The sequence below is a fragment of the Mesorhizobium comanense genome (assembly GCF_005503535.1).
GTDB classification, from domain to species: Bacteria; Pseudomonadota; Alphaproteobacteria; order Rhizobiales; family Rhizobiaceae; genus Mesorhizobium; species Mesorhizobium comanense.
Window position 1 is genome coordinate 217,065 of sequence record NZ_SCNN01000002.1, and the last position, 24,277, is coordinate 241,341.

Genomic DNA, 24,277 nt, shown 5'->3' on the forward strand with positions numbered 1-24,277 from the left:
CGCTCGCCGAAGTCAGAAATGCGCCCGCACCGACCGGACCGCCGCCGCGATCGACAATTCGCGGGTTTCGTCTTTCTCGTTCTTGCCTTCATGGTGCCAGGATGAGGAAAGGCAGCCCCAGGCGAAGGCGTGGTCGAGGATGGAAGCCGGCGTCTGGCCGAGTGTCCTGGCAAAGACTTCCGCCATCTGGGCGATCCGCTCGGGGTCGCTGCAGATCTCGTCATGGCCGGGCGCGTTGTAGAACATGTTCGCCGCGTCGAAACCGGGATCTCCGAGGATACCCTTAGGGTCGATCGCCAGCCAGCCGCGTGGTCCATGCAGGATGTTTTCATGGTGCAGGTCGCCATGCAGCGGCCGAATGTCGTGCGGATTGTCCAGCAGCCGATCGGCGATAGCAGCGGCTTCGACATAAATACTTGCGACAGCCTCGTCGCGATCCGCCGCTGCCTTCCTGAACAGGCTGGCATAGCGCTCCCTGAGCGGTTGAAACTCGCGCGGAAAGGGGTCTTTCCCGGGCGAGAACAGTTTGACCATCACATCCGCGGCGATGCTGGTGGCGGCATCGTCGCCGTCCTCGGCAAGAACATGCGACAGCATTCGCTCGCCCGCATATTCGAGCAGCATCGAGTGGCCGTCACGCCCCAGCAACCGCACCGCGCCTTCGCCGCGCCGCCAGGCCAGGAAATGCTCGCCGCGCAGTTCGTCGGCGACATCGTCGAAAGGCTTCAGCGCCTTGACCACGGCAGGTGAGCCGTCCTCGCGCCGCACCTTCCAGATGCGGCTCGAAAAGGTCTCTGCAATGAGTTCGGGAGCGCTGACCTTCCAGCGTGCTGGAAATGCCGGTGCGTCCATCAAAGACCGAGCATCAGGTCCATGTTCTGGACGGCGGCGCCAGAAGCACCCTTGCCGAGATTGTCGTAGACCGCCAGCAGCAGCGCCTGCGCGCGTTTGTCGTTGGCGAAGACATAGACCTTCATGCGGTTGGTGCCGTTATAGGCCTCGGGATCGATCTCCGGCACGCGTTCCAGATGCGCATAGGGGGCCACCTCGACCACGCCGCCCTTGATCGCGGCGAAATGGTCCGCGATGGCCGCGTGGAGTTCGGCGCCCGTCGGCACACGGTCGAGCCCGCCGAGTTGCAGCGGCACAACGGTGATCATGCCCTGGGCGAAATTGCCGACCGCAGGCTGCATGATCGGATCATGCGAGAGCTTCGCATAGGCCCTGAGTTCCGGCACGTGCTTGTGCTGCAGGGTCAGGCCATAGGGCAGGAATTCCGAGGCGTCTTCGCCTTTGGCGACGTAGTCCTCGATCATCGGACGACCACCGCCCGAATAACCCGAAATGCCGTTGACGGTGATCGGGAAATCGGCGGGCAGCAGGCCTGACGTGACCAGCGGACGCAGTGTCGCGATCGGCCCCTGTGGCCAGCAGCCGGGGTTGGCGATGCGTTTGGCCGAGGCGATCTTCCTGCCCTGGTCCTTATCCATTTCGGCGAAGCCGTATTCCCAGCCTTCGGCCACGCGATGCGCGGTCGAGGCATCTATGACCTTGGTGGTGTCATTGGCGATCAGCGAGACGCTCTCCTTGGCCGCATCGTCCGGCAGGCACAGGATCGCGATATCGGCGGCATTGAGGAATTCGGCGCGAGCCGCTGTTTCCTTGCGGCGCTCCGCCGGGATGGAAATGATCTCCAGGTCGCCGCGCTCGGCAAGCAGCGCCCGGATCTGCAGGCCGGTTGTTCCGTGCTCGCCGTCGATGAAGATTTTCGGTTTCATGACCTGATCAAATTCCCTGAAATTCCAAGACTATATGCCGTGACCGTGATTCACCGCGGCACCATTGTGATTGCCGTTGTTGAGCTCTTCCTGCCGTGCCTTGCGCTCGGCCAGCAGGCCGAGATACTGCATGGCCACCATCGAGCCGGCAATCGCCGTTATATCGGCGTGATCATAGGCCGGTGCAACCTCCACGACGTCGGCGCCGACAATATCGATCTGGTTGAGCTGGCGTAGCGTCGACAGGATCTTCGCCGAGGAGGGACCGCCGGCGACCGGCGTGCCGGTTCCTGGCGCGTAGGCCGGGTCGAGGCAGTCGATGTCGAAGGTCAGATATGTCTTCTTGCCGCCGGTGCGGTCGACGATGGCATAGGCAATGTCGGACGCCCGCATTTCCTCGATTTCGTGGCCGTAGAGGATCTTGATGCCGAACGTGTCCGGCGCGTGGGTGCGGATGCCGATCTGGATCGAGCGATCGGGATCGATAATGCCCTCGTTGACGGCGCGGCCCACGAAGGAGCCATGGTCGATGCGCTTGCCGTCATCGGGCCAGGTGTCCTGATGCGCGTCGAACTGCACCAGCGCCAGCGGCCCGTGGATGGCGGCGTGCGCCTTGAGCAACGGCCAGGTGACGAAATGGTCGCCGCCGAGCGTCAAAAGGAACGCCCCCGATTTCAGGATCTTCGCCGCCTCGCGCTCGATCGCGCCGGGTGTCTTCTGGTGATTGCCCGAATCGAGCAGGCAATCGCCATAGTCGACGACGGCCAGATGCTCGAACAGGTCGCGCGAGAACGGGTATTGCGGGTCGTTGTCGAGGATCGCCGAGGCGCGGCGGATCGCCTGCGGCCCGAATCGCGCGCCGGGCCGGTTGGTGACGGCGGCGTCGAAGGGGATGCCCCACACGACCGCGTCCGCGCCCTTCACGTCCTTGGTGTATTTGCGCCGCATGAACGACAGCGCGCCGGAATAGGTCGGCTCAAGGGCGCCGCCCGTCTTGGAGCGGGCGGTGAAGGCGTGGTCGATGTTCTTGGTCGCCATTACTGGTCCTCGTTTTCATCGGGGTGCAACAACTACAGAACCGGCATGGAAGATGCCAGTCACAGCTTGGGGAGACGAAACGGCGCCGCCCGGGTGCCACGGCAAGACAGGATTTGTACCATCATGACGCAGACCGCGTTTCTTAATCCGTCCGATGCCGTGGTGTCGACCCACGCCGGCACGATAGCAGGCGAGCGCTTCCAGGTTCTCGATTCGTGGCGCGGCATCTGTGCGCTGCTTGTGGCGCTGTTTCATTTCCCCACCGCTTCTGTGATCTCGCAGAGCGCCTTCATTGGTTCGTCCTACCTTTTCGTCGACTTCTTCTTTGTCCTGTCCGGCTTTGTCATCGCCAGCAGCTATGGCAGCAGGCTGAACCAGCCTGACCAGGTCGCCCGCTTCGCGCTGGTGCGTTTCGGCCGCATCTACCCGCTGCATCTCTTCATGCTCGCGGCTTTCGCGGGATTCGAGCTGCTGCGTTTGATGCTGCCGCAGTTGCATGGTACCGGCGCCGCGCCCTTCACCGGTGGTTTCGATCTGAGGAGCCTGGTCGCCAATCTGCTTCTGCTGCAGGGCATGGGCTTCGAACATCAGCTGACCTGGAATGCGCCGAGCTGGAGCATTTCGGCCGAGTTCTTCGCCTACCTCCTGTTCGCGGCCGTGGTGTTCGTTGCCGGGGCACGCGCCTGGGTATGGTTCGTTGCCGCCGCCGTCACCGCGCCGCTGTTCCTGCTTGGCTTCTCCACGCATCATATGGATGTGTCCTACGATTTCGGCTTCATCCGTTGTCTCTACGGTTTTTCGCTGGGCGCACTGTTGGCCTGGTTTCAGCATGATTCCATTGCAAGGGCGCGACAGGCTCTCGCCAGGAACGGTGCGCGCATGGACTGGACCCTTGCCGAGATCGTCATGGTGGCGGTCATCGTCCTGTTCGTCTCGCTGGCGGGCGACAATGATCTCGGGATCGCGGCGCCGCTGGTCTTTGTGCTGGCGCTGTTCCTGTTCGCCCATGAAGGCGGCTGGATTTCCGCCTTGCTGAGGACGCCGTTCATGCTGACGCTCGGCGCGCTGTCCTACTCGATCTACATGGTCCACATCTTCGTCCAGGCGCGGCTCATCAACATCGCCGGGCTCGTCGAGCGCAAGCTCGGCGTCGGCCTTGTCGGCGACTTCATGCTGCGCGGCCAGCCGGCGACGGGCTTCGGCAATGGCTGGGCAGGCACCGCGGCGATCATTGTCATGTTCGCTGCCACCATTGCCGTTTCATGGGCGACCTGGCGGCTGATCGAAATGCCGGCAATGGCCTGGTTTCGCCGGCTGTCCAAGCGCATCTGAACCGCATCGCCCGCCAACCGCTAGGCGGCTTCGTTCACGTGGCCGTCACGGGCATCGCCTATCCCCGGCTCGATCCGGCAAGGAGCGATTCTCGATGCGGACCGTCTGGCTGAGCCTTCTGCTTTCGACCGCGCTCGCGGTGTCGGGTCAGGCTTTGGCCGCCGAAGGCCGCGCCAGGCAGATACTCGACCGCTTCGAACACGCCAACCAGTGGCGCGACCATGTCATGGTGGCCGCGCACCGGGCCGGCAGCATGCAGGCCGGCAAGACGCTCTATGCGGAAAATTCCCTCGCGGCCGTCGAGGGCTCGATCGCCATGGGCGCCGAGATCGTCGAGGTCGACATCCGGCGCTCCAAGGACGGCCAGTTCGTCGTCATGCATGACAGCTGGCTCGACCGCACCACCACCTGCAAGGGCGAGGTGGTAAAATACACGCTGGCCGAACTGAAGGACTGCCGGCTGGTGGTCGAGGGCACCCGCGCCGTCACCGATGAGAGGGTCTCGACGCTGCGCGAAATGCTGCTGGCGACCAGGGACAGGATCCTCATTAATCTCGACAACAAGCTCGAAGTCGGCGACCTCCCGGGCATGATCGCGGTGGCCCGGGAGCTCGGCATGGCCGACCAGGTCATCGTCAAGGAAAACCTTTGGAACCAGGCCAGGATCACCACGGTGAAGGCGGCCATGGCCGTCATCGGCGGCGGTGTCCAGTTCATGCCGATCCTCGCCGATGACGCGGTGCATGATGCCGGTTTCGCCGAAACGGTCGACCATGCTTTTGCGCCGCGCGCGATCGAACTGATCAACTGGCGGGCGGGCGCGCAGACGCTGACCGAAACCGGCGGACCGCTGTTCAGCACACGCATGCGCGCGGCCGCCGTGCGCGGCAACTGGCACATCTGGGCCGATACCTACGCCATCGTCAACAAGCCTGGCGGCTTCCTCGCCGGCGGTCGTGGCGACGAACTGGCGGTACAGGCCAGCCTGCCGCGCGAGGCCTGGGGTTTCTGGGCGGATCGCGGCGCAACCATCATCCAGACCGACGAGCCGAAGGCGGCGATCGACTGGCTGTCGGCGAACGGTTTTCGCGTGCCTTACGCGGGGACGGGCGAACGCCTCGAACCTGCCGCAACCGCCAGCATCAATTGAGCCAGAGCTATGAGCGCATGGTGCCGCTGTTCAACGGCGAAAGCGAAGAAGAAAGCGGCGACGTAAGGCGCCGCACGCATCAAGCGGCCTTTCGCCCCTTGATCGCCGTCGACCAGGCGTGAACCGTGATCGCTCCCGTGGCGCTTGCCGGCAGTCTGTCCTTTAGTCGGCGTTTCAGCTCCGCATTCTCCGCATCCGACAGCTTCCCGACGATTCCGCTCGGGCTGCTCACGACCATGGATAGCCAATAATCGTCGAAGTCAGCGAAGGTGCGTTCGACGACAAGCTCGCGCGTCTCGACATCGCGGATGCCGAACTCCGCCCAAAGCGCCTTCAGCGCCGCGAAACGCGAGACCTCCGCGCTCGGCGGACGTGCGGCCGGTTTGCCCATCGCATCCATCTCCTCCCACAAATGCTGCGTAGGGGTGCCGCCGCGCATGACGTCCCAGGTGTAGGAAGCGACAATGCCGCCGGGCTTGGTGACGCGGAGCATTTCCGAGGCGCCCTTGCGCGGGTCGGGGACGAAGAACAGCACCAGCGCCATCACAGCGACGTCGAAGCGGTTGGCGTCGTAGGGAAGGGCCATCGCATCGCCAATCGACAGCTCTACCTGTTTTGCCGAGATTTTTTGCCGAGCAGCCGCAATCTGCGCTTCGGATGGATCGATCGCGCAAACGGACGAAGGGGCGGACTTCGCTAGGATGAGCTCGGTGAACGCGCCGTTGCCGGCACCGACGTCAACCCAGGCCCGTCCGGAGTCCGGCGCCAGCCAGTCGAGGAACAAAGACCCGGCGGATCGGCTCCAGGGAGCCATGAAGCGCTCGTAAGCCGCGCCGTCGGTGAATTTGATCGGTTCGGGTGACGACATCTGAGATCTCCCCTAAGAACTGCCTGTCCAAATATCCTCTGGACCGAGAAGGCCGGTCCCTGTTTCGTAGCATGGCGCCGCGCCGCGCGCGACGGGAAGGCGGCCATGGCCGCGATCGGCCGCGACCACCAGCATCAATTGATTTGCCGTGATCGGCATGCCGGCCTAGTTGTCGCGGGCCGGCGTCTCCTGACGCAACGGTGTCAGGGGGAAGCCGTTATCCATGGGCATGCCCGATACCATGGTCTCCAGCCGCCCCGCGGCCTACGCCGCTACAATCGCCGCGACCAGTCTCGGCTTCGTCGTCGTGCAACTCGATGTCTCCATCGTCAATGTCGCGCTGAACAGGATCGGGGCGGCGCTCTCGATGGGCATAGGCGGCCTGCAATGGGTGGTCGACGCCTATACGCTTGCCTTTGCCTCATTGCTGCTCGCCGGCGGAGCGCTCGGCGACAGGATCGGCGCTCGCCGCGTCTTCGTCGGCGGCATGGCGCTGTTCAGCATCGCCTCGCTGGTCTGCGGCCTGGCGCAGAGCCCTTGGGTGCTGATCGCGGCGCGCGCCGTGCAGGGGGCGGGTGCGGCATTGCTGATGCCCTGTTCGCTGGCGCTGCTCAATCGCGCCTACGCCTCCGACAAGCCTCGCCGGGCGCGTGCCGTCGGCCTGTGGACGGCGGCGGGCGGCATCGCGTTGTCGGCCGGACCGGTGCTTGGTGGTTTCATGGTCGCCTCACTCGGCTGGGCCAGCATCTTCCTGGTCAATCTGCCCATCGGTATCCTCGCCATCTGGATGGCCTACCGGTTCCTCGAGGAAACGCCGCTGAAGGCCGAGCGGCCGCCGATCGATTGGGCCGGACAGGGGCTGGTGGTGCTGACGCTCTTCTCGTTGACTGGGGCCTTCATCGAAACCGGATCGTCGGGCTGGACCTCGATGCCGGTCGTCGGCGGGCTGATCTTGGCTGTTTTGGCCGGAAGCCTGTTCCTGCTGGTGGAGAGCAGGACCAAGGCGCCAATGTTTCCGCTGAAACTGTTTGCCAGCCGCATCCCGGCTGTGACCAGCCTCGTCGGGCTGGCGGTCAATTTGACGCTCTACGGCACGATCTTCATGCTCAGCCTCTATTTCCAGCAGGAGAGGCATTTTTCGCCTGAGATGACCGGACTTGCCTTCCTGCCGTTCATGGCGGCGGTCACGGTGTCGAACATCGCCGCGGGGCGCATCGCCGCGACCTATGGCCCGCGCCTGCCGATGGCGCTCGGCCTGCTCGTCGGTGCTGCCGGGTTCGGCCTGATGGCGCTGATACAGGCCGACACGTCCTATGCCTCGCTGCTCTGGCGGCTGCTCTTCCTGCCGATAGGCATCGGTCTTGCCGTGCCAGCCATGACCACCGCGCTCCTGTCAGCGGTGCCTGCCGAGATGTCGGGAACGGCATCGGGCGTGCTCAACACGGTGCGCCAGTCGGGTGGGGCCATCGGTGTCGCCCTGTTCGGCTCCGCCTTGGCGCTGGGCACCATCAAAGGCATGCAACTGGCCTTCCTGGGCTCGGCCTTGGCCGTGGCTGCCGCAGCCGTCTGCGCTTTCCTGTTCATCCGCGATGCCGATCACTCCTCCGGATGAAGGCGGGCAACGCAAAAAGGCCGCCCGGAGGCGGCCTTTTCGATTGTCCGAAACTGCGAAGCGCTTAGCGCTTCGAGAACTGGAACGAACGGCGGGCTTTTGCCTTGCCGTACTTCTTGCGCTCGACGACGCGGCTGTCGCGGGTCAGGAAGCCGCCCTTCTTGAGCACTGCGCGCAGCGCCGGCTCGTAATAGGTCAGCGCCTTCGAGATGCCGTGACGGACGGCACCGGCCTGGCCCGACAGACCGCCGCCGACGACGGTCGCGACGATGTCGTACTGGCCCGCGCGGTTGGAGGCGATGATCGGCTGGTTGAGGATCATCTGCAGGACCGGACGCGCGAAATAGTTCGCGAATTCCTTGTCGTTGACGATGATCTTGCCGGAGCCCGGCTTCACCCAGACGCGCGCGATGGCGTTCTTGCGCTTGCCGGTGGCATAGGCGCGGCCCGACTTGTCGAGCTTCTGGACATGGACGGGGGCTGCCGGCTGCGTGTTGGTGTTACCGGTAGCGGCGCCCAGCTCTGCGAGCGAGGAAAGCTCAGCCATCTTATGCGACCTTCTTGTTCTTGGAATTCAGCTTGGCCACGTCGAGGACTTCTGGCTGCTGGGCGACATGCGGATGCTCGGCACCTGCATAGACGCGCAGGTTCTTCATCTGGCGACGGCCGAGCGGGCCGCGCGGAACCATGCGCTCAACGGCCTTCTCGACGACGCGCTCGGGGAAACGGCCCTCGAGCAGCTGGCGCGCGGTGCGCTCCTTGATGCCGCCGGGGTGGCCGGTGTGCCAGTAATAGACCTTGTCGGTGAACTTCTTGCCGGTGAACACCACCTTGTCGGCATTGATGACGATGACATTGTCGCCGTCGTCGACATGCGGGGTGAAGGTCGGCTTGTGCTTGCCGCGAAGATGGTTGGCGATGACAGTGGCCAGACGACCGACGACGAGACCTTCGGCGTCGATCAGGATCCACTTCTTCACCACATCCGCAGGCTTCTGCGAAAAGGTTGTCATGTTTTCTGCTCTCGGTTGTGACCTTCACAGGGAAGGCGTTTCTTGTTGCTTGGATTGGCGATGAGACATTTCCCCGCCGCCAATAACAAAACGGCGGCCTTTGCGGGCCGCTGCTTCGTGAGGGCTTATAGGCGAGGGGAGTTATCGCGTCAAGACGTTGAAAAAGCCATTCAGCGAGGAAACAATAGCAAAAACAATGGCCTAGGCAAAAGGTATTATTTTACCACATCGCCGGTGCGCTTGGGTGGGATCGAATAGGTGCCGGTGGCATGCGCGATCGTCTGTCCTTCCGGGCCCGCAACGATGTCGATATCGAACACCATCAGGCTCTTTCCCAGCTTCAGGATGCGGCAATGGCCATCGATGGGACCCGCCTCGGCCTTGCGCACGAAGTTGATGTTGAGATTGGTGGTGACCGAGAGCGCGTCCGGTCCCGCATGGCTGAGCACGCAGACATAACCGCCAATGTCGGCAAGCGTGAACAGGGCAGGGCCGGACACCGTGCCGCCCGGGCGCAAATGCCGTTCGCCGGCATTGAGCCGCACGGTGCAGCCCCCGGGGAACACCTCGATCGCCTCATAGGCGGTGGAGTTCTCATTGAGCTGCGGAAAAACCGTCTCCATCAGCGTATTGACTTCCGCTGCCGTCAGCACGGGTTTCAGATTGCTTTGGCCAGGCATGGGCGGTTTCCTGTATTGTGAGCGGCGGCCGCAGTCGCGGGCGCCTGGACCAACTCGTGAGTTCGAGAAAACACGCCTCGCGGCTGTTCTTCAACCGGCAGCGTGCTAGTTCTTTTGCTCCATGGCCCGCGAAGACGGGCGGACAAAGAGGTTGCAAATTGGCTGAAATCGTCGCCATCAAGCCGGCCGTCGCCGACGGCCCCGTTCTTGCCAGCCTGGACAAGGGCGTTCTTCGCCTGACGCTGGCTAGCCCGCCCGCCAACGCGCTGTCCTTGGCGACGATGGCGGCGCTTGCGGCTGAACTGGAACGCGCCAGATCGGATCGGTCCGTGCGTGTCATCATCCTGGCCGCATCGGGAAAAGTGTTCTGCGCCGGCCATGATCTCAAGGAAATGACGGCGCGGCGCGCCGACGCCGATCGCGGCAAGGCCTTCTTCGAGGAGACCTTTGCCGCCTGCGCCAAGCTGATGCAGGCGATCGTGCGCCATCCCTTGCCCGTGATCGCGGAAGTGGACGGGCTGGCCACCGCCGCCGGCCTGCAACTGGTCGCAAGCTGCGATCTGGCGATTGCTTCGCATGAGGCGACGTTCTGCACGCCGGGCGTCAATATCGGCCTGTTCTGTTCGACGCCGATGGTGGCGCTGTCGCGCAACGTCTCGCGCAAGCAGGCGATGGAGATGCTGCTGACCGGCGAGACCATCGATGCGGCAACCGCAAGGGAGTTCGGGCTGATCAATCGCGTCGTACCGCGTGAATACCTGAATCAGATCGTCAATAAATACGCGCAAACCATTGCTTCAAAATCGTCTTTGGTGATCAAGACCGGCAAGGAAGCCTTTTACGCGCAGGCCGAGATGGGGCTGGCGGACGCGTATTCCTACACCGGCCGCGTCATGGTCGAGAACATGCTGGCGCGCGACGCGCAGGAGGGCATTGGCGCCTTCATCGGCAAGCGCAAGCCCGAATGGACGGACGAGTAGCCTTGGAACCGCGCATTTCCATCATCACCATCGCCACGGACGATCTCGACCGTGCGGTGCGTTTCTACGAGGCGATGGGCCTGAAGCGTCATGCCGGGATCACCGACGGCGTCGCCTTCTTCCAGATGGGCGGCGCGATCCTCGGCCTGTTTCCGCGCGTCAGCGCCGAAGAGGATGTGGGGATCGCCTTCGCCAAGGCGCCTTCGGCGGTTTATCTCGCCTACAACACCCGTTCCGACGCCGAAGTCGACGAGGTGCTCGCCATGGCGGAAAAGGCCGGCGGCAACGTCGTCAAGCCGGCCGGCCGCGCCTTCTGGGGCGGCTGGTACGGCTATTTCGCCGATGCAGATGGCCATGTCTGGGAAGTGGCGCACAATCCGGCCTTTCCGATCGCGGAAGACGGCACGATTTCGCTGCCAGAATGATGCTGATCGTGTGATGGCATACCGCAAGCAATTGACGCGGCTCAAGGCGCCGTATCTTAGGCGTGTGCTGCTTGACCCCGAGCGGGTGGTGGACTGGGAAAAATACCCCTGGAATTTGCCGCTGTTTCGCGGCCACGCATTCGAGCTAGAATTCACCACGCCTATCACTGTCATCGTTGGTGAGAACGGCACCGGCAAATCGACGCTGCTCGAAGCGATCGGCGCGCTCGCCGGCTATGACGAGGCCGGCGGCGGGAAAGGATATCGCCCGGTCGACCATTCCGTCGCTATCGACACCAGCGGCGCCGCGCTTGCCAATACCTTGCGCGGCCACTGGCTGCCAAAGGTCACCGCCGGCTGGTTCTTTCGCGCCGAATCTTTTTACTCGGTCGCCCGATATCTCGATCAGGCAGCGCTGGAAGACCCGTTCAGACCACCGCCGCCGGATTTCCTGTCCTGGTCGCATGGCGAGGGATTTATCCGCTTCTTCGAGGAGCGCTGCCGCAGGCAAGGCATCTACATCCTCGACGAGCCGGAAAGCGCACTGTCGCCATCGCGGCAGATCGAACTCCTGAAGATGCTGCGGCGCATGGACCAGTCCGGCACGGCGCAAGTGATCATGGCAACGCATTCGCCACTGCTGATGGCCTGTCCGGGCGCTCGGCTGTTCCGCATCAGCCGGTTCGGGCTCGATCCGACCGATTACACCGATACCGATCATTTTCGCATGATGCGTGACTTCTGCAGCGATCCCCAGGCCTTTATGGAGGAAGCGCTGAGGGAGGACGAGATTTGAGCATCGGCGATGATGACCTCAACTGGCGGGTTGAGCAGGCTTGCCACGAAGGTTGGCCGGCGGCAGTCGAGATGATCGTCGATGGCTGGCTTCTGCGGCGCTCGGGCGGACGGATCCGGAGGCCGAACTCCGCCAATCCCCTGCGCGGCCGGCGTGGTGCGCCCGACAGGGTGATCGACGCGGCGGAGGCCTTCTACATCGGTCACGGTCAGACGCCGCTGTTTCGTGTGCCCGACATCGCAGGCGAACTTGAAACCGAGCTCGATCGCCGCGGCTACCAGCCGGAGGGCGGAACGATCCATCTCTATGCTGGGATCGACGATATGGCGGAAGTCCGTGACGCCAGGGTCGCGGTTTCGCCAATCCCCGGCGAGGACTGGTTCGCGGCGCGGTTTCGCATGAGCGCTTATGACGAAGACGAACGCCGCATCTTTCGCCGGATGACGGCTTCCATCGTCGGCGACAGGGCCTTCGTGTCGATCTCGCGCGACGGGGTGGTCGTCGCGGTCGCCTTCGGCGTTATCCGCGATGGCATGCTCGTCGTGGAATCGGTTGAAACCGACAGCGCTTTCAGGCAGCAAGGCCTTGGCCGTGGGACGGTCGGCACCCTGGTCGATTGGGCGCGGCGGGCCGGTGCGTCTGCCGCATGCCTGCAGGTGGTTGCCGACAACACAGCGGCCCGCGCACTCTACGCCTCGCTCGGATTCAGCCGTGAACTCTATCGATACCACTACCGCAGGAAGCCGCATGAACCACGATAGCTACGACAACACTTACATTTCCGGCATCCTCAATTCGGTGAAGACCGTCGCCATGGTCGGCGCGTCGGCCAACGATGTGCGGCCGAGCTATTTCGTGCTGAAATATCTGCTGGCCAAGGGTTTTTCGGTGTTCCCGATAAACCCCGGCCAGGCCGGCAAGGAAATCCTCGGTCGGATGACCTATGCCAGGCTGGCCGATATTCCGGAGCCGATCGACATGGTCGACATTTTTCGCGCGCCATCGGCTGTGCCCGGTATTGTGGAAGAGATCCTCCAACTCGATCCCTTGCCCAAGGTCATCTGGATGCAGCTCGGCGTGCGTCATGACGATGCGGCCGCGCGCGCCGAGGCCGCCGGCATCAAGGTGGTGATGAACCGCTGCCCCAAGATCGAGTACGGCAAGCTGTCCGGCGAGATCGGTTGGACCGGCGTCAATTCCGGCGTGCTGTCGTCGAAAAAGCCGCTGATGCGCCAGGGCTTCCAGAGTTTTGGCGTGCGCCAGAAGTAGGCAAGTCCCCGGACGCGCAAAATTATTTCGGGAAGCGGCTGAGTTTCCCAAGCGTTCATCGCACATCGCACGCCGAAAGGTATTTTCTTCTTTGCATCAGCGCCGGGCTTCGCCAAGAATGCCCGGCGAATTTCATAGGTTCTCGAGGGAGGTTTCAGTGACCCGTACACCCGGCTTCAACACGCTCGCCGTCCATGCCGGCGCCAAGCCCGATCCGGCGACCGGCGCTCGCGCCACGCCGATCTATCAGACGACCTCCTATGTCTTCGACGACGCCGATCATGCCGCCTCGCTGTTCGGCCTGAAGGCCTTCGGCAACATCTACACCCGCATCATGAACCCGACCCAGGCGGTGCTGGAGGAGCGCGTCGCCGCGCTTGAAGGCGGTACTGCCGCCCTTGCGGTCGCGTCCGGCCATGCCGCGCAGCTCATCGTGTTCCACAATCTGATGCAGCCGGGCGACAATTTTGTCGCCGCCAACAAGCTTTATGGCGGCTCGATCAACCAGTTCGGCCATGCCTTCAAGAATTACGGCTGGGAGGTGCGTTGGGCTGACACCAACGACCTGTCGACCTTCGAGAGCCAGATCGATGACAAGACCAAGGCGATCTTCATCGAGAGTCTTGCCAATCCCGGCGGCACCTTCGTCGACATCGAGAAGATCGGCGACATCGCGCGCAAGCACGGCCTGCCGCTGATCGTCGACAACACGCTTGCCTCGCCCTACCTGATCCGGCCGATCGAGCATGGCGCCGATATCGTCGTCCATTCACTGACCAAGTTCATCGGCGGGCATGGCAATTCGATCGGCGGCGTCATTGTCGACGGCGGTACCTTCGACTGGTCGAAGTCGGGCAAGTACCCGATGCTGTCGGAGCCGCGCCCCGAATATGGCGGCCTCGTCTTGCACGAAACCTTCGGCAATTTCGCCTTCGCCATCGCCGCGCGCGTGCTCGGACTGCGCGACCTCGGCCCGGCCATCTCACCCTTCAACGCCTTCCTGATCCTGACCGGGCTGGAAACCTTGCCGCTGCGCATGCAGCGCCATTGCGACAATGCCATCACGGTCGCTGGCTGGCTGTCCAACCACCCCAAGGTCGCCTGGGTGAACTATCCTGGCCTGCCCAGCGACAAGAACAACGCCCTGCAGAAGAAATATTCTCCGCTGGGCGCCGGTGCCGTGTTCACCTTCGGCCTCAAGGGCGGCTACGAGGCAGGGGTCAAGTTCGTCGAGGCGCTCGAACTGTTCTCGCACCTCGCCAATGTCGGCGACACCAAGTCTTTGGTCATCCACCCTGCGTCGACCACGCACCGCCAGCTTTCCGACGAGCAGAAGGTCAAGGCCGGCGCCGGGCCGGACACGGTGCGGCTCTCGGTCGGCATCGAGGACGTCACCGACATCGTCGCCGACCTCGAACAGGCACTCGCCAAGGTCTGATGCCTTGAGGTAGTGAGTGGTCGGTAGTCAGTAGTCAGTAGGGACTAGTTTCTCACGAACCGATGGGGCAATTCTACTCACTACTCACTACTCACTGTTGGAGCACATCCTGTCCTCGCATTACCTGACAATATCGACTGACAGCGTCGAACCCGAATCCGGCGCTCCGGCGCCGGACCGCCTGATCTCCGGCGACCCGAAATTCCGCACCTGGAACATCGAGGAGCGGGATGGCGGCCTCTATGCCGGCATCTGGGAATCGACACCCGGCAAGTGGCGCATCGTCTATGACGAATGGGAGTTCTGCCACATCCTGGCAGGCGTTTCGGTCATCGCCGAGGATGGCGGCGAAGCGCGAACCGTCAGGGCCGGCGACAGTTTCGTGCTGAGACCCGGCTTCAAGGGAAGCTGGGAAGTGCTTGAAACGACTCGCAAGGAATATGTGATCAAGCTCTGATCATTTCGCCGGAAACGCGCCGAGGCAGGCTTCCGACGCCTTGTCGTGCGAGGCCAGCAAATCGGCGTCCTGTGCTTCGAGATCGGAGTCCGAAATCTCGTTGCGGTAGTACTGCGCCAGGAGATCCATTCCTTCCTGGCTCACGCCATAGGTCGGGATCTCCCGGGCGAGGCAGCCACAAAGCGCTAGCGCCCGGTCGGGCGAGCCGGTCTTGTGGTTGGTGAGGATGAAATCCTGCGCCGGGCAGGCGTCGAGAAAGCCGTCGAAATTGAGCTTCTGCTGAGGCTGGTCGCCATGACTGAGAGAGCTCGAGGGCCATTGGCTCTTGCCGGCTGCGACATCGCAGCCGGTTGCGACGTCGCTCCCGTTCGCGGCGACGGCCTGCCAGGCCTTGTCCTTGCCGCCGCCGGGATACTCGAAATTCTCGCCCAAAGACCCGGAGTACTGGTCAAGCTCGGCCTGTGAAAAGCCTATCGTCTGCAATCGATTGATCTGACATTGGCACGCTTCGGCAATTTTCTCGGCCTCGCCTTCTTCGGGCTGTTCGCTTGATTTGCTCTTTTCGCAGGCCGCCAGGAAGGCAGTTCCGTCAAGCAGTGTAGCGGGGAAGGTTGATGCGTCCGCATAGCGGTCGCCCGTCCAGCCAAGCACCCTCTGGTCGAGTTGCAGATCGAAAAAGCCATTGCGCTTGAAGGTGCCGAGGCTGACCTTGTCTGGAGCCGCAAGTCTGGCGCCTGGGACGTCGCCGAGCACCTCGCGATAGGTGTCGCCTTCCAGCACGAACAGGAAGAGCCCGCATTTCACGCCGTCGCAATTGGGATCTGCGACATAGGCATAGATTTCGGACAGGCCGTCCAGGTTGAAGTCGACTTCATACGCCCAGAATCTGTCCGCGGGCACGGCCGCTCCCGTCCGGCGCTCGAGCAGGCTGCCAGCGATGGCCCGCGCGACAGAATCGCTGTTTTCCTGCGGGATGTTTTCCGGCTGCTGCTGCGCGTGCGTCGCTCCGATGCAGGCGCATAGCAACGCCAATGCGAACGCCGTCGCAGGTCTCCAGAACAGCTTCATCGCGCAACCCCAAGCCCGCGATCGTTCAGAAGCCGACCGAGAGCGTTTCCAGCCCATGGAAGTGGTAAGTGTCGCGGAAGCGGGGCTCTTCGGCAAGATGCAGTCGCGGATGCCGCTCGAACAAAGTCTTCAGCGATACCTGCAGTTCGAGCCGCGCAAGCGGCGCGCCGATGCAGAAATGGATGCCGGCGCCAAACGATACGTTCTTCTGGTCCGTGCGGTCAGGCCGAAAGGCCGCCGGTTCGGCAAAGGCGCGCGGATCATGATTGGCCATGCCGAGCAAAAGTCCGATCGTCTGGCCCGGTTGCACGACAATTCCCGGGGCGACCTCGATCTCCTGATAGGCATAGCGGGTGAACATGTGCAGCGGCGCGTCGAAACGCAGGCACTCCTCGACCGTTGCCGCAGTCGCTTCCGCCGAGGTGAAGAAACGGCTGGGGTCGCCGCCCTGCATCAGGATTGAGCGCACGGCATTGCCAGTCTGGTGGACGGTCGCCTCGTGCCCGGCATTGAGCAGCAGGATCGCCGAGGACACCAACTCATCCTCTGTGAGCTTCTGGCCGTCCTCCTGCGCCGAGATCAGCAGCGACAACAGGTCGTCGCCGGGGTTCTTGCGCCGCTCGGTGACGTAGCCGCGCAGGAAGGCGGAAAATTCACCCGCGGCGCGGTTTGCGGTGTCCTCGGTCTCGCGGGTGCGACCATGAATGTACATGGCGACCATCTGATGCGACCAGTCGAGCAGTTGTGGCCCCATATCGACCGGCACGCCAAGCATTTCGGCGATGATGGTGATCGGCAGGGGGGAGGCGAAGGCGGGTAAAAGGTCGACGGGGCCGGCCGGGTCGAAACGGTCGATCAGTTCATTGGCGAGCGTCTCGACACGCGGCCGCAGACGCTCGACCTGGCGCGAGACGAAAGCCCGGTTGACCAGCGTTCTGAGCCGCGCATGCACCGGCGGCTCCAGCTCCAGCATCGAGTTCGCCTCGATGCCGTCGAACGCCTCGAGATGGCTCCGGTCCTGGCCGATGCCGCGGCGGTCGGGAATGCCTGCCGGGTTCTGGCGGCCGAAACGCCGGTCACGCAGCAGCCTGTTGACGTCGTCGAAGCCGCCGAAACACCAGAAACCGAATTCCTCCCAGAAAAAGGCGTTCGAAGCGCTGTGCAGGAACGCATAGGCCTTGTACGGGTCCAGGAAGAAAGCCGGTTCGTGCGGGTCGAGCCGCAACCGGCGGCTTGCTGGATCAAAGGCGAGGTAGGGCGGCGTCGATTTGGTCATGCCGTTCCATAGCGCGCCTTGCCAGCCTCATTCCAGACCGTATGTTGGCGCCCCAAGCACGATGGATTGAGCCAATCATTCCGGGTGAGGAAGGTCTGAATTGATGAATGTGATCGTTGTCGGCGCGGGCATCGCCGGTCTTTCGACCGCCTGGTCGCTGGTCAAGGCGGGTCACGGCGTCTCGATCGTCGAGCAGGGGCCGATCGCCAATCCGCTCGCGGCATCCGGCGACCATCACCGTATCATCCGCCGCGCCTATCGGACCGGAACAGGTTATGGCCGCATGATCGGCGAGGCTTATGAAGCCTGGGACGAAATGTGGGCTGATCTCGGCGAGAACCATCTCGATGCAAGGGGATTCCTCTGTATATCGCGCGAGCCGGGCGACGAGGCCGAGGACTATCGGGAAGGGCTGGAGGAAGGAAATTTCCCGTTCGAACTCTTCGAGCCGGACGAAGCGGTGAGGCGCTGGCCTTTCCTTGAACCGGGTTCGTTCCGCTATGCCTATCTTTCGCCGGAAGGCGGAGCGCTGCATTGCAGGAAGATCGCGGCGGGATTGGCGGCATGGCTGCGCGCCAACGGCGCCAATGTCTACGAGCACAGCAAGGTGACGGAGATCGATGCCGAGGCCGGCCATGTCGTTCTGGAACACGGCGAAACCATGCAGGCCGACCGCATCGTCGTCGCGGCCGGCGCCTGGGTGCTGAAACTATTTCCCGAACTCGGCGGAGACCTGAAGACCTACCGCACCGCGCTCGCTTATGTCGAACCGCCCGCGGACCTCAGGGCCGTATGGGAAACCGCCCCTGTCATCCTCGATGTCGGCGGCAAGACCGATGGCTACATGATCCCGCTCAGCCGCGGCGCCGGAATGAAGTTCGGCTCGGGCCTGCATAAGGTGCCGACCAGCGACGCCGACTGGAACCGTGACCCGGTGCCGGGCGAGGGCGAGGCGATCCGCAACCTGTTTTCACCGCCGATCGCCCGCATCGAGGAATACCGGATTACCGAAGTCGTCACCTGCGCCTACACCTTCACCGCCGACGAAAAGTTCATGGCGCATGAGAAGGGCAGGTGCCTTGTCGTCTCGGCCTGCTCCGGCCACGGCTACAAATTCGGCGCGGCCGTCGGCAGGCGCGTCGCGGCGGCGGTCGGCAATGGCGATGTCGCGGGCTTGAAGCGTTGGCTGCGAGCCGAGGTAACCTGACCTAATCCTGGCAATGCCTTGGAATATGCACACGCCGCCAGCCGGATGACCCCTCGCGGACCAGCACGCGCCGCGCCACGGTCTGGTAGGAAGCGGGAACGTCGATGATGCGCCGCTGTTCGGGCCGCACCAGCACCTCTTCGGCTATGCTGTCGTATTGCGCGGGTATGACGACACGTCGCGTGCGCTCCGGCTGGATCACAACCGTCTCGGCGACACGCTCGTAGCGGGCCTTGTGCCAGATCTTGCAGAGCACCTTGCGGCCATGGATGACACGCCATTCCCAGGAGTAGCCGCCGCCATCGACCCTGACGGTGTGATAGACGGTCCGGGTGATCGCCGGCACCACCTCATATCGAACCTGAGCGGGCACCGTCATCACCACGCGCTCGCGGGTGCCGTAGATCGGCGGGTCATAATCCACCACCTGCTGGCCGGCAGGCCTGACCATGACGTTTTCGTAGACCGTGTCATAGACGGCGGCTGTCCGGACAGGCTCATAACATTCGACGGCGCGGCCGCCGGCGGCGGTCGGCGAGATCGAGCCGAGCACGGTCAGCCCGGCAATGGCGAAGCATGCGGTTTTCCCAAACATGACACTCCCCCTGTTGAACGGTACAATGACGGTTCAACGTTGGATTGTAGGGCAAGCCATGCCGGAGAAAAGCGGTTTCGGCACATTTCGTTAAGCGATGCGGTTAAGGAACCGCTACCTGGCCGTCTCCGACGGCGTCGTGAAGCGGCGTGAGCAGGCTCAATGCGGCGAATTCCCGCCAGAAAGCTTGATTCGACTTACCCAGATGGCTAGGACGGGTCGGCCTTGCACAAGGATGAGCCGGCATCCTATTTACGTCGTAACGATCCAGAACCGATTCTGCCCGAGCTGCCAGCCTGTCCGGCGCCGGAAAATCCCACCGCGAGACAAGAGATATCAGATGAAGAATCCCGTCGAAACCTACATGAACCTGGTCCCGATGGTGGTCGAACAGACCAATCGCGGCGAGCGGGCATACGACATCTTCTCGCGCCTCCTCAAGGAGCGCATCATCTTCATTACCGGTCCGGTCGAGGACGGCATGGCGACGCTGGTCTGCGCGCAGCTCCTGTTCCTCGAAGCCGAGAACCCGAAGAAGGAAATCAACCTCTACATCAATTCGCCCGGCGGCGTCGTCACCTCGGGCATGGCGATCTACGACACCATGCAGTTCATAAAGCCGGCCGTGTCGACGCTGTGCATCGGCCAGGCGGCATCGATGGGCTCACTGCTCTTGACCGCCGGCCACAAGGACATGCGCTTTGCTACGCCGAACGCCCGCATCATGGTTCACCAGCCGTCGGGTGGCTTCCAGGGCCAGGCCTCGGATATCGAGCGCCACGCCATGGACATCGTCAAGCTGAAGCGCCGTCTCAACGAGGTCTATGTCAAGCACACCGGCAAGACCTACGAGGAGATCGAGCGCACGCTCGACCGCGACCATTTCATGACCGCCGACGAGGCCAAGGATTTCGGCTTGATCGACAAGGTCATTTCGTCGCGTGAGCCGGCCGAAGGGGCGGTGGCATAAGGGCTGGTTGGCAGTTGGATGGCGGCATCACGCGCTTTTGGCGCGTCTTGCGGCATTTCGGCCACAATTGGCTGTTCCCTCGGACGTTGGGATTGCCTACGTTAAGGCTATGTTGATTTTCGACGGCTTAGCTTTGCGTGGGGAAGCTGCGAATCATTGCCACGTTTTCTGATTTGTGTTTCGTACGGAATACGTTGCGGGAGCCGGGACACTGGCGGCGGCGGATTCCCGCGATAAATAGAGTATGCGCCCTTTCAGCCAGACCATCGGCGGGCGGCCATGAAAGGACATGAAAATGAGCAAGGTCGGCAACAATAGCGGTGATTCCAAGAACACGCTTTATTGCTCGTTTTGCGGCAAGAGCCAGCACGAAGTGCGCAAGCTGATCGCCGGTCCGACGGTCTTCATCTGCGACGAGTGCGTCGAACTCTGCATGGACATCATCCGCGAGGAGAACAAGACCTCGATGGTGAAGTCGCGCGAGGGCGTGCCGACACCGCAGGAGATCCTCAAGGTTCTCGACGACTACGTCATCGGCCAGCCCTACGCCAAGCGCGTGCTGTCGGTGGCGGTCCACAACCACTACAAGCGCCTCGCGCATGCCGGCAAGAACAACGATGTCGAGCTGGCCAAGTCCAACATCCTGCTGATCGGCCCGACCGGCTGCGGCAAGACGCTGCTGGCGCAGACGCTGGCCCGCATCATCGACGTGCCGTTCACGATGGCTGATGCCACCACGCTCACCGAAGCCGGCTATGTCGGCGAGGACGTGGAAAATATCATCCTGAAGCTGCTGCAATCCGCCGATTACAACGTCGAGCGGGCGCAGCGCGGCATCGTCTACATCGACGAAATCGACAAGATCTCGCGCAAGTCCGACAACCCGTCGATCACCCGCGACGTTTCGGGCGAGGGCGTGCAGCAGGCGCTGCTCAAGATCATGGAAGGCACGGTCGCCTCCGTGCCGCCGCAGGGCGGCAGGAAGCATCCGCAGCAGGAATTCCTGCAGGTCGACACCGCCAACATCCTGTTCATCTGCGGCGGCGCCTTCGCCGGGCTGGACAAGATCATCTCGGATCGCGGCCGCAAGACCTCGATCGGCTTCGGCGCCACCGTGGCTTCCCCGGAAGATCGCCGCACCGGCGACATCTTCCGCCAGGTCGAGCCCGAGGATCTCCTGAAGTTCGGCCTGATCCCCGAGTTCGTCGGCCGTCTGCCGGTGCTGGCGACGCTGGAGGACCTGGACGAGCCGGCGCTGATCCAGATCCTGACCGAGCCGAAGAATGCGCTCGTCAAGCAGTACCAGCGCCTGTTCGAGATGGAGAATGTCGATCTGACCTTCCACGAGAACGCGTTGTCGGCGATCGCCAAGCGCGCCATCGAGCGCAAGACCGGCGCGCGCGGCCTGCGCTCGATCATGGAGGCGATCCTGCTCGACACCATGTTCGAACTGCCGGCGCTCGAAGGCGTGCGCGAAGTGGTTATTTCGGAAGAGGTGGTGACCGGCAGCGCCCGGCCGCTCTACATCTATTCCGAACAGAAGGAAAAGAAGGGCAATGTCAGCGCCTGAAAATGGCCTCGACCCCTTATATCAAGTGGAACGGCGCCCTTGCGGCGCCGTTTTGCTGTGACGGGCGCGTAACCTCGCCGAAGGAGTGGGCTGTACACGATGTTAACCCTTGATCTTTGCCCTGCTTGCATCCACCTAACACATGAAGGCCGAGGTGCCGAATTCTGTGCTGTAAAACTCCCGTCACAAACGGTGGTAGGCGGAACGATCCCCGGTCGTTAATATGAGATTCGCGGTTGGCCTGATGGTGGCCGCGACATGAAAGGTTGGACAATGGCCAAAATATCCAAGGCTCCCAGCGACGGCGTCTTCGCAGTCCTCCCACTGCGCGACATCGTGGTGTTTCCGCACATGATCGTTCCGCTCTTCGTCGGGCGTGAGAAGTCGATCAAGGCGCTGGAGGAGGTAATGGGGCAGGAAAAGCAGATCCTGCTTGCCACCCAGATGAATGCCGCCGATGACGATCCCGAGCCCGATGCGATCTTCGACATCGGTACGCTCGCCAATGTGCTGCAATTGCTGAAGCTGCCCGACGGTACCGTCAAGGTTCTGGTCGAGGGCGCCTCGCGCGCTAAAATCGTCTCCTTCACCGACCGTCCCGATTTCCACGAGGCGCAGGCCAAGGCTCTCGTCGAGCCGGAAGAGGAAGAGGTCGAGGTCGAGGCGCTGGCTCGTTCGGTCGTCACCGACTTCGAGAACTACGTCAAGCTGAACAAGAAGATCTCGCCCGAAGTGGTGGGCGCCGCCAGCCAGATCGACGACTATTCCAAGCTCGCCGATACGGTGGCATCGCACCTCGCCATCAAGATTCCAGAGAAGCAGGAAATGCTGGCCACGCTCTCCGTCAAGGAGCGGCTGGAAAAGGCGATGGGCTTCATGGAAGCCGAAATCTCCGTCCTGCAGGTGGAGAAGCGCATCCGCTCGCGCGTCAAGCGCCAGATGGAGAAGACGCAGCGCGAGTACTACCTCAACGAGCAGATGAAGGCGATCCAGAAGGAGCTCGGCGAAGGCGAGGACGGCCGCGACGAGGCCGCCGAGATCGAGGCGCGCATCAAGAAGACCAAGCTCTCCAAGGAGGCCCGCGAAAAGGCGGAAGCCGAATTGAAGAAGCTGAGGACGATGTCGCCCATGTCGGCTGAATCGACCGTGGTGCGCAACTATCTCGACTGGCTGCTGTCGATCCCGTGGGGCAGGAACTCCAAGGTCAAGCAGGATCTGGCTTATGCCCAGAACGTGCTCGATACCGACCACTTCGGCCTCGACAAGGTCAAGGACCGCATCGTCGAGTATCTGGCCGTGCAGAGCCGCCAGAAGAAGCTGAAGGGGCCGATCCTGTGCCTCGTCGGCCCTCCCGGCGTCGGCAAGACCTCGCTCGGCAAGTCGATCGCCAAGGCGACCGGCCGCGAGTTCATCCGCATGGCGCTTGGCGGCGTGCGTGACGAGGCCGAGATCCGCGGTCACCGCCGCACCTATATCGGCTCGATGCCCGGCAAGGTCATCCAGTCGATGAAGAAGGCCAAGAAGTCCAATCCGCTCTTCCTGCTCGACGAGATCGACAAGATGGGCCAGGACTTCCGCGGCGACCCGTCATCGGCTCTGCTCGAGGTGCTCGACCCCGAACAGAACGCGACGTTCATGGACCATTACCTCGAGGTCGAATACGACCTGTCGAGCGTGATGTTCGTGACGACGGCCAATACGCTGAACATCCCTGCGCCGCTGATGGATCGCATGGAGATCATCCGTATCGCCGGCTACACCGAGGACGAGAAGATCGAGATCGCCAAGCGGCACTTGCTGCCCAAGGTGGTGCGCGACCACGCCTTGCAGCCGAAGGAGTTTTCGGTCAGCGAGGACGCGATCCGCGCCATCATCCAGACCTACACCCGTGAAGCGGGCGTGCGCAGCCTGGAGCGCGAGCTGATGAAGCTCGGGCGCAAGGCGGTGACCGAGATCCTGAAGACGAAGAAGAAGTCGGTGAGCATCACGGCGGCGAACCTCGCCGATTACCTCGGTGTCCAGCGCTTCCGCTTCGGTCAGGTCGAGGCGGACGATCAGGTCGGTGTCGTTACCGGTCTTGCCTGGACGGAAGTCGGTGGCGAACTGTTGACGATCGAAGGCGTGATGATGCCCGGCAAGGGCCGCATGACGGTGACCGGCAATTTGCGCGACGTCATGAAGGAATCGATTTCGGCGGCGGCGTCTTATGTCCGTTCGCGCGCTATCGATTTCGGCATCGAGCCGCCGCTTTTCGACAAGCGCGACATCCACGTCCACTTGCCGGAAGGCGCCACGCCGAAGGACGGTCCGTCCGCGGGCGCCGCCATGGCCACGGCCATTGTGTCGGTGCTGACCGGTATCCCGGTTCGGGCCGATGTGGCGATGACCGGCGAGATAACGCTTCGCGGCCGCATCTTGCCGATCGGTGGCCTCAAGGAGAAGCTGCTTGCCGCGTTGCGCGGCGGCATCAAGAAGGTGCTGATCCCGGAAGACAATGCCAAGGATCTGGCGGAGATTCCGGACAACGTGAAGAACGGCATGGAAATCATTCCGGTCTCGCGGGTCGGCGAGGTGTTGCGTCACGCCCTTGTGCGCATGCCTGAGCCGATCGAGTGGGTGGAGCCGGTCAATCCTCCGGCCGCCACGGATAGCGCCGACGATGCCGGCAAGTCGCTTGCGCATTAGTTCTGGCTAAAGTTGCAACGCACAAACAGAGAGCCGGGCCTCGCGCCCGGCTTTTTCATGTGAAAAACCC

24 protein-coding genes are annotated in these 24,277 nt (G+C 62.9%); 14 read left to right on the forward strand and 10 right to left on the reverse strand.

Annotated elements, in window-relative coordinates; translation table 11 throughout:
- Positions 1-12 precede the first annotated feature (12 nt).
- Genes FFS37_RS05400 through speB form a run of 3 tightly spaced genes read right to left on the reverse strand, consistent with a single transcriptional unit; the run spans position 13 to position 2,816 of the window.
- Positions 13-855, reverse strand: a complete 843-nt coding sequence (locus FFS37_RS05400) for an aminoglycoside phosphotransferase family protein (protein ID WP_210240441.1) — start codon at positions 853-855, stop codon at positions 13-15.
- Positions 852-1,778 (reverse strand): N-acetyl-gamma-glutamyl-phosphate reductase, encoded by a 927-nt coding sequence (argC, locus tag FFS37_RS05405; protein WP_137929915.1) that lies wholly within the window; start codon positions 1,776-1,778, stop codon positions 852-854. The genes FFS37_RS05400 and argC overlap by 4 nt, the downstream gene beginning before the upstream one ends.
- Before the next feature lie 30 nt (positions 1,779-1,808).
- Entirely contained in the window at positions 1,809-2,816 is a 1,008-nt protein-coding gene (speB, locus tag FFS37_RS05410) for an agmatinase (protein ID WP_137929916.1), read from the reverse strand.
- A 123-nt stretch (positions 2,817-2,939) separates the two neighbouring features.
- On the opposite strand from speB, the gene FFS37_RS05415 reads away from it, so the two are divergent.
- Together FFS37_RS05415 and FFS37_RS05420 are read left to right on the forward strand one after the other, a co-directional pair.
- The gene (locus FFS37_RS05415; RefSeq protein WP_137929917.1) at positions 2,940-4,148 is read left to right on the forward strand and encodes an acyltransferase family protein; all 1,209 of its coding nucleotides are present in this window, start codon (positions 2,940-2,942) and stop codon (positions 4,146-4,148) included.
- A 94-nt stretch (positions 4,149-4,242) separates the two neighbouring features.
- Positions 4,243-5,298, forward strand: a complete 1,056-nt coding sequence (locus FFS37_RS05420) for a glycerophosphodiester phosphodiesterase family protein (protein WP_137929918.1) — start codon at positions 4,243-4,245, stop codon at positions 5,296-5,298.
- A 79-nt stretch (positions 5,299-5,377) separates the two neighbouring features.
- Here the strand turns inward: FFS37_RS05420 and FFS37_RS05425 are convergent, their stop codons facing one another.
- The gene (locus FFS37_RS05425; RefSeq protein WP_137929919.1) at positions 5,378-6,166 is read right to left on the reverse strand and encodes a class I SAM-dependent methyltransferase; all 789 of its coding nucleotides are present in this window, start codon (positions 6,164-6,166) and stop codon (positions 5,378-5,380) included.
- A gap of 223 nt (positions 6,167-6,389) precedes the next feature.
- Between FFS37_RS05425 and FFS37_RS05430 the strand changes: the two genes are divergently transcribed.
- On the forward strand, positions 6,390-7,778 hold the full coding sequence (locus FFS37_RS05430; RefSeq protein WP_232375582.1) for an MFS transporter: 1,389 nt from the start codon (positions 6,390-6,392) through the stop codon (positions 7,776-7,778).
- 64 nt (positions 7,779-7,842) lie between these two features.
- On the opposite strand, the gene rpsI is transcribed toward FFS37_RS05430, so the two are convergent.
- The 3 genes from rpsI to FFS37_RS05445 all read right to left on the reverse strand — a co-directional run bounded on the left by rpsI (position 7,843) and on the right by FFS37_RS05445 (position 9,471).
- Positions 7,843-8,325, reverse strand: coding sequence for a 30S ribosomal protein S9 (gene rpsI / locus FFS37_RS05435; RefSeq protein ID WP_137929920.1), 483 nt, complete (start codon positions 8,323-8,325; stop codon positions 7,843-7,845).
- A 1-nt stretch (position 8,326) separates the two neighbouring features.
- The gene (rplM, locus tag FFS37_RS05440) at positions 8,327-8,791 is read right to left on the reverse strand and encodes a 50S ribosomal protein L13 (RefSeq protein ID WP_010915638.1); all 465 of its coding nucleotides are present in this window, start codon (positions 8,789-8,791) and stop codon (positions 8,327-8,329) included.
- A 215-nt stretch (positions 8,792-9,006) separates the two neighbouring features.
- The gene (locus FFS37_RS05445) at positions 9,007-9,471 is read right to left on the reverse strand and encodes a PaaI family thioesterase (protein ID WP_137929921.1); all 465 of its coding nucleotides are present in this window, start codon (positions 9,469-9,471) and stop codon (positions 9,007-9,009) included.
- Between the two features lie 158 nt (positions 9,472-9,629).
- Here FFS37_RS05445 and FFS37_RS05450 point away from each other — a divergent pair, with 158 nt between their 5' ends.
- The 7 genes from FFS37_RS05450 to FFS37_RS05480 all read left to right on the forward strand — a co-directional run bounded on the left by FFS37_RS05450 (position 9,630) and on the right by FFS37_RS05480 (position 14,836).
- The gene (locus FFS37_RS05450) at positions 9,630-10,451 is read left to right on the forward strand and encodes an enoyl-CoA hydratase (protein WP_137929922.1); all 822 of its coding nucleotides are present in this window, start codon (positions 9,630-9,632) and stop codon (positions 10,449-10,451) included.
- 2 nt (positions 10,452-10,453) lie between these two features.
- Positions 10,454-10,876 carry a VOC family protein gene (locus FFS37_RS05455; RefSeq protein WP_137929923.1) on the forward strand — a complete coding sequence of 141 codons (423 nt, stop codon included), beginning with the start codon at positions 10,454-10,456 and terminating at the stop codon, positions 10,874-10,876.
- A gap of 13 nt (positions 10,877-10,889) precedes the next feature.
- Positions 10,890-11,672, forward strand: a complete 783-nt coding sequence (locus tag FFS37_RS05460; protein WP_137929924.1) for an AAA family ATPase — start codon at positions 10,890-10,892, stop codon at positions 11,670-11,672.
- Positions 11,669-12,433, forward strand: a complete 765-nt coding sequence (locus FFS37_RS05465) for a GNAT family N-acetyltransferase (protein ID WP_137929925.1) — start codon at positions 11,669-11,671, stop codon at positions 12,431-12,433. Before FFS37_RS05460 ends, FFS37_RS05465 begins: the two co-directional genes overlap by 4 nt.
- Entirely contained in the window at positions 12,420-12,941 is a 522-nt protein-coding gene (locus FFS37_RS05470; RefSeq protein WP_137929926.1) for a CoA-binding protein, read from the forward strand. The genes FFS37_RS05465 and FFS37_RS05470 overlap by 14 nt, the downstream gene beginning before the upstream one ends.
- Positions 12,942-13,098: 157 nt before the next feature.
- Positions 13,099-14,379 (forward strand): O-acetylhomoserine aminocarboxypropyltransferase, encoded by a 1,281-nt coding sequence (locus FFS37_RS05475; RefSeq protein WP_137929927.1) that lies wholly within the window; start codon positions 13,099-13,101, stop codon positions 14,377-14,379.
- A gap of 106 nt (positions 14,380-14,485) precedes the next feature.
- The gene (locus tag FFS37_RS05480; protein WP_137930131.1) at positions 14,486-14,836 is read left to right on the forward strand and encodes a cupin domain-containing protein; all 351 of its coding nucleotides are present in this window, start codon (positions 14,486-14,488) and stop codon (positions 14,834-14,836) included.
- On the opposite strand, the gene FFS37_RS05485 is transcribed toward FFS37_RS05480, so the two are convergent.
- Both FFS37_RS05485 and FFS37_RS05490 read right to left on the reverse strand, forming a co-directional pair.
- Complete coding sequence (locus FFS37_RS05485) at positions 14,837-15,736, reverse strand: hypothetical protein (RefSeq protein WP_232375583.1); 900 nt, start codon at positions 15,734-15,736, stop codon at positions 14,837-14,839.
- Positions 15,737-15,929: 193 nt separating this feature from the next.
- Positions 15,930-17,180 (reverse strand): cytochrome P450, encoded by a 1,251-nt coding sequence (locus FFS37_RS05490; protein ID WP_137929929.1) that lies wholly within the window; start codon positions 17,178-17,180, stop codon positions 15,930-15,932.
- Between the two features lie 103 nt (positions 17,181-17,283).
- Here FFS37_RS05490 and FFS37_RS05495 point away from each other — a divergent pair, with 103 nt between their 5' ends.
- Positions 17,284-18,387 (forward strand): NAD(P)/FAD-dependent oxidoreductase, encoded by a 1,104-nt coding sequence (locus FFS37_RS05495; protein WP_137929930.1) that lies wholly within the window; start codon positions 17,284-17,286, stop codon positions 18,385-18,387.
- Position 18,388: 1 nt separating this feature from the next.
- Here FFS37_RS05495 and FFS37_RS05500 read toward each other — a convergent pair whose 3' ends face one another.
- The gene (locus tag FFS37_RS05500) at positions 18,389-18,982 is read right to left on the reverse strand and encodes a hypothetical protein (RefSeq protein ID WP_137929931.1); all 594 of its coding nucleotides are present in this window, start codon (positions 18,980-18,982) and stop codon (positions 18,389-18,391) included.
- 340 nt (positions 18,983-19,322) lie between these two features.
- On the opposite strand from FFS37_RS05500, the gene FFS37_RS05505 reads away from it, so the two are divergent.
- From FFS37_RS05505 to lon, 3 genes are all read left to right on the forward strand, one after another.
- Complete coding sequence (locus FFS37_RS05505; RefSeq protein WP_135900786.1) at positions 19,323-19,952, forward strand: ATP-dependent Clp protease proteolytic subunit; 630 nt, start codon at positions 19,323-19,325, stop codon at positions 19,950-19,952.
- Between the two features lie 295 nt (positions 19,953-20,247).
- The gene (gene clpX / locus FFS37_RS05510; protein WP_010915651.1) at positions 20,248-21,522 is read left to right on the forward strand and encodes an ATP-dependent Clp protease ATP-binding subunit ClpX; all 1,275 of its coding nucleotides are present in this window, start codon (positions 20,248-20,250) and stop codon (positions 21,520-21,522) included.
- 273 nt (positions 21,523-21,795) lie between these two features.
- Positions 21,796-24,207 carry an endopeptidase La gene (gene lon / locus FFS37_RS05515; protein WP_137929932.1) on the forward strand — a complete coding sequence of 804 codons (2,412 nt, stop codon included), beginning with the start codon at positions 21,796-21,798 and terminating at the stop codon, positions 24,205-24,207.
- Positions 24,208-24,277: the final 70 nt, after the last annotated feature.

Coding starts and splice junctions, on each gene's coding strand:
- argC (WP_137929915.1), bottom strand. CDS start 1,778: ATGAAACCGAAAATCTTCATCGACGGCGAGCACGGAACAACCGGCCTG.
- speB (WP_137929916.1), bottom strand. CDS start 2,816: ATGGCGACCAAGAACATCGACCACGCCTTCACCGCCCGCTCCAAGACG.
- FFS37_RS05415 (WP_137929917.1), top strand. CDS start 2,940: ATGACGCAGACCGCGTTTCTTAATCCGTCCGATGCCGTGGTGTCGACC.
- FFS37_RS05420 (WP_137929918.1), top strand. CDS start 4,243: ATGCGGACCGTCTGGCTGAGCCTTCTGCTTTCGACCGCGCTCGCGGTG.
- FFS37_RS05425 (WP_137929919.1), bottom strand. CDS start 6,166: ATGTCGTCACCCGAACCGATCAAATTCACCGACGGCGCGGCTTACGAG.
- FFS37_RS05430 (WP_232375582.1), top strand. CDS start 6,390: ATGGGCATGCCCGATACCATGGTCTCCAGCCGCCCCGCGGCCTACGCC.
- rpsI (WP_137929920.1), bottom strand. CDS start 8,325: ATGGCTGAGCTTTCCTCGCTCGCAGAGCTGGGCGCCGCTACCGGTAAC.
- rplM (WP_010915638.1), bottom strand. CDS start 8,791: ATGACAACCTTTTCGCAGAAGCCTGCGGATGTGGTGAAGAAGTGGATC.
- FFS37_RS05445 (WP_137929921.1), bottom strand. CDS start 9,471: ATGCCTGGCCAAAGCAATCTGAAACCCGTGCTGACGGCAGCGGAAGTC.
- FFS37_RS05460 (WP_137929924.1), top strand. CDS start 10,890: ATGGCATACCGCAAGCAATTGACGCGGCTCAAGGCGCCGTATCTTAGG.
- FFS37_RS05470 (WP_137929926.1), top strand. CDS start 12,420: ATGAACCACGATAGCTACGACAACACTTACATTTCCGGCATCCTCAAT.
- FFS37_RS05490 (WP_137929929.1), bottom strand. CDS start 17,180: ATGACCAAATCGACGCCGCCCTACCTCGCCTTTGATCCAGCAAGCCGC.
- FFS37_RS05495 (WP_137929930.1), top strand. CDS start 17,284: ATGAATGTGATCGTTGTCGGCGCGGGCATCGCCGGTCTTTCGACCGCC.
- FFS37_RS05500 (WP_137929931.1), bottom strand. CDS start 18,982: ATGTTTGGGAAAACCGCATGCTTCGCCATTGCCGGGCTGACCGTGCTC.
- FFS37_RS05505 (WP_135900786.1), top strand. CDS start 19,323: ATGAAGAATCCCGTCGAAACCTACATGAACCTGGTCCCGATGGTGGTC.
- clpX (WP_010915651.1), top strand. CDS start 20,248: ATGAGCAAGGTCGGCAACAATAGCGGTGATTCCAAGAACACGCTTTAT.
- lon (WP_137929932.1), top strand. CDS start 21,796: ATGGCCAAAATATCCAAGGCTCCCAGCGACGGCGTCTTCGCAGTCCTC.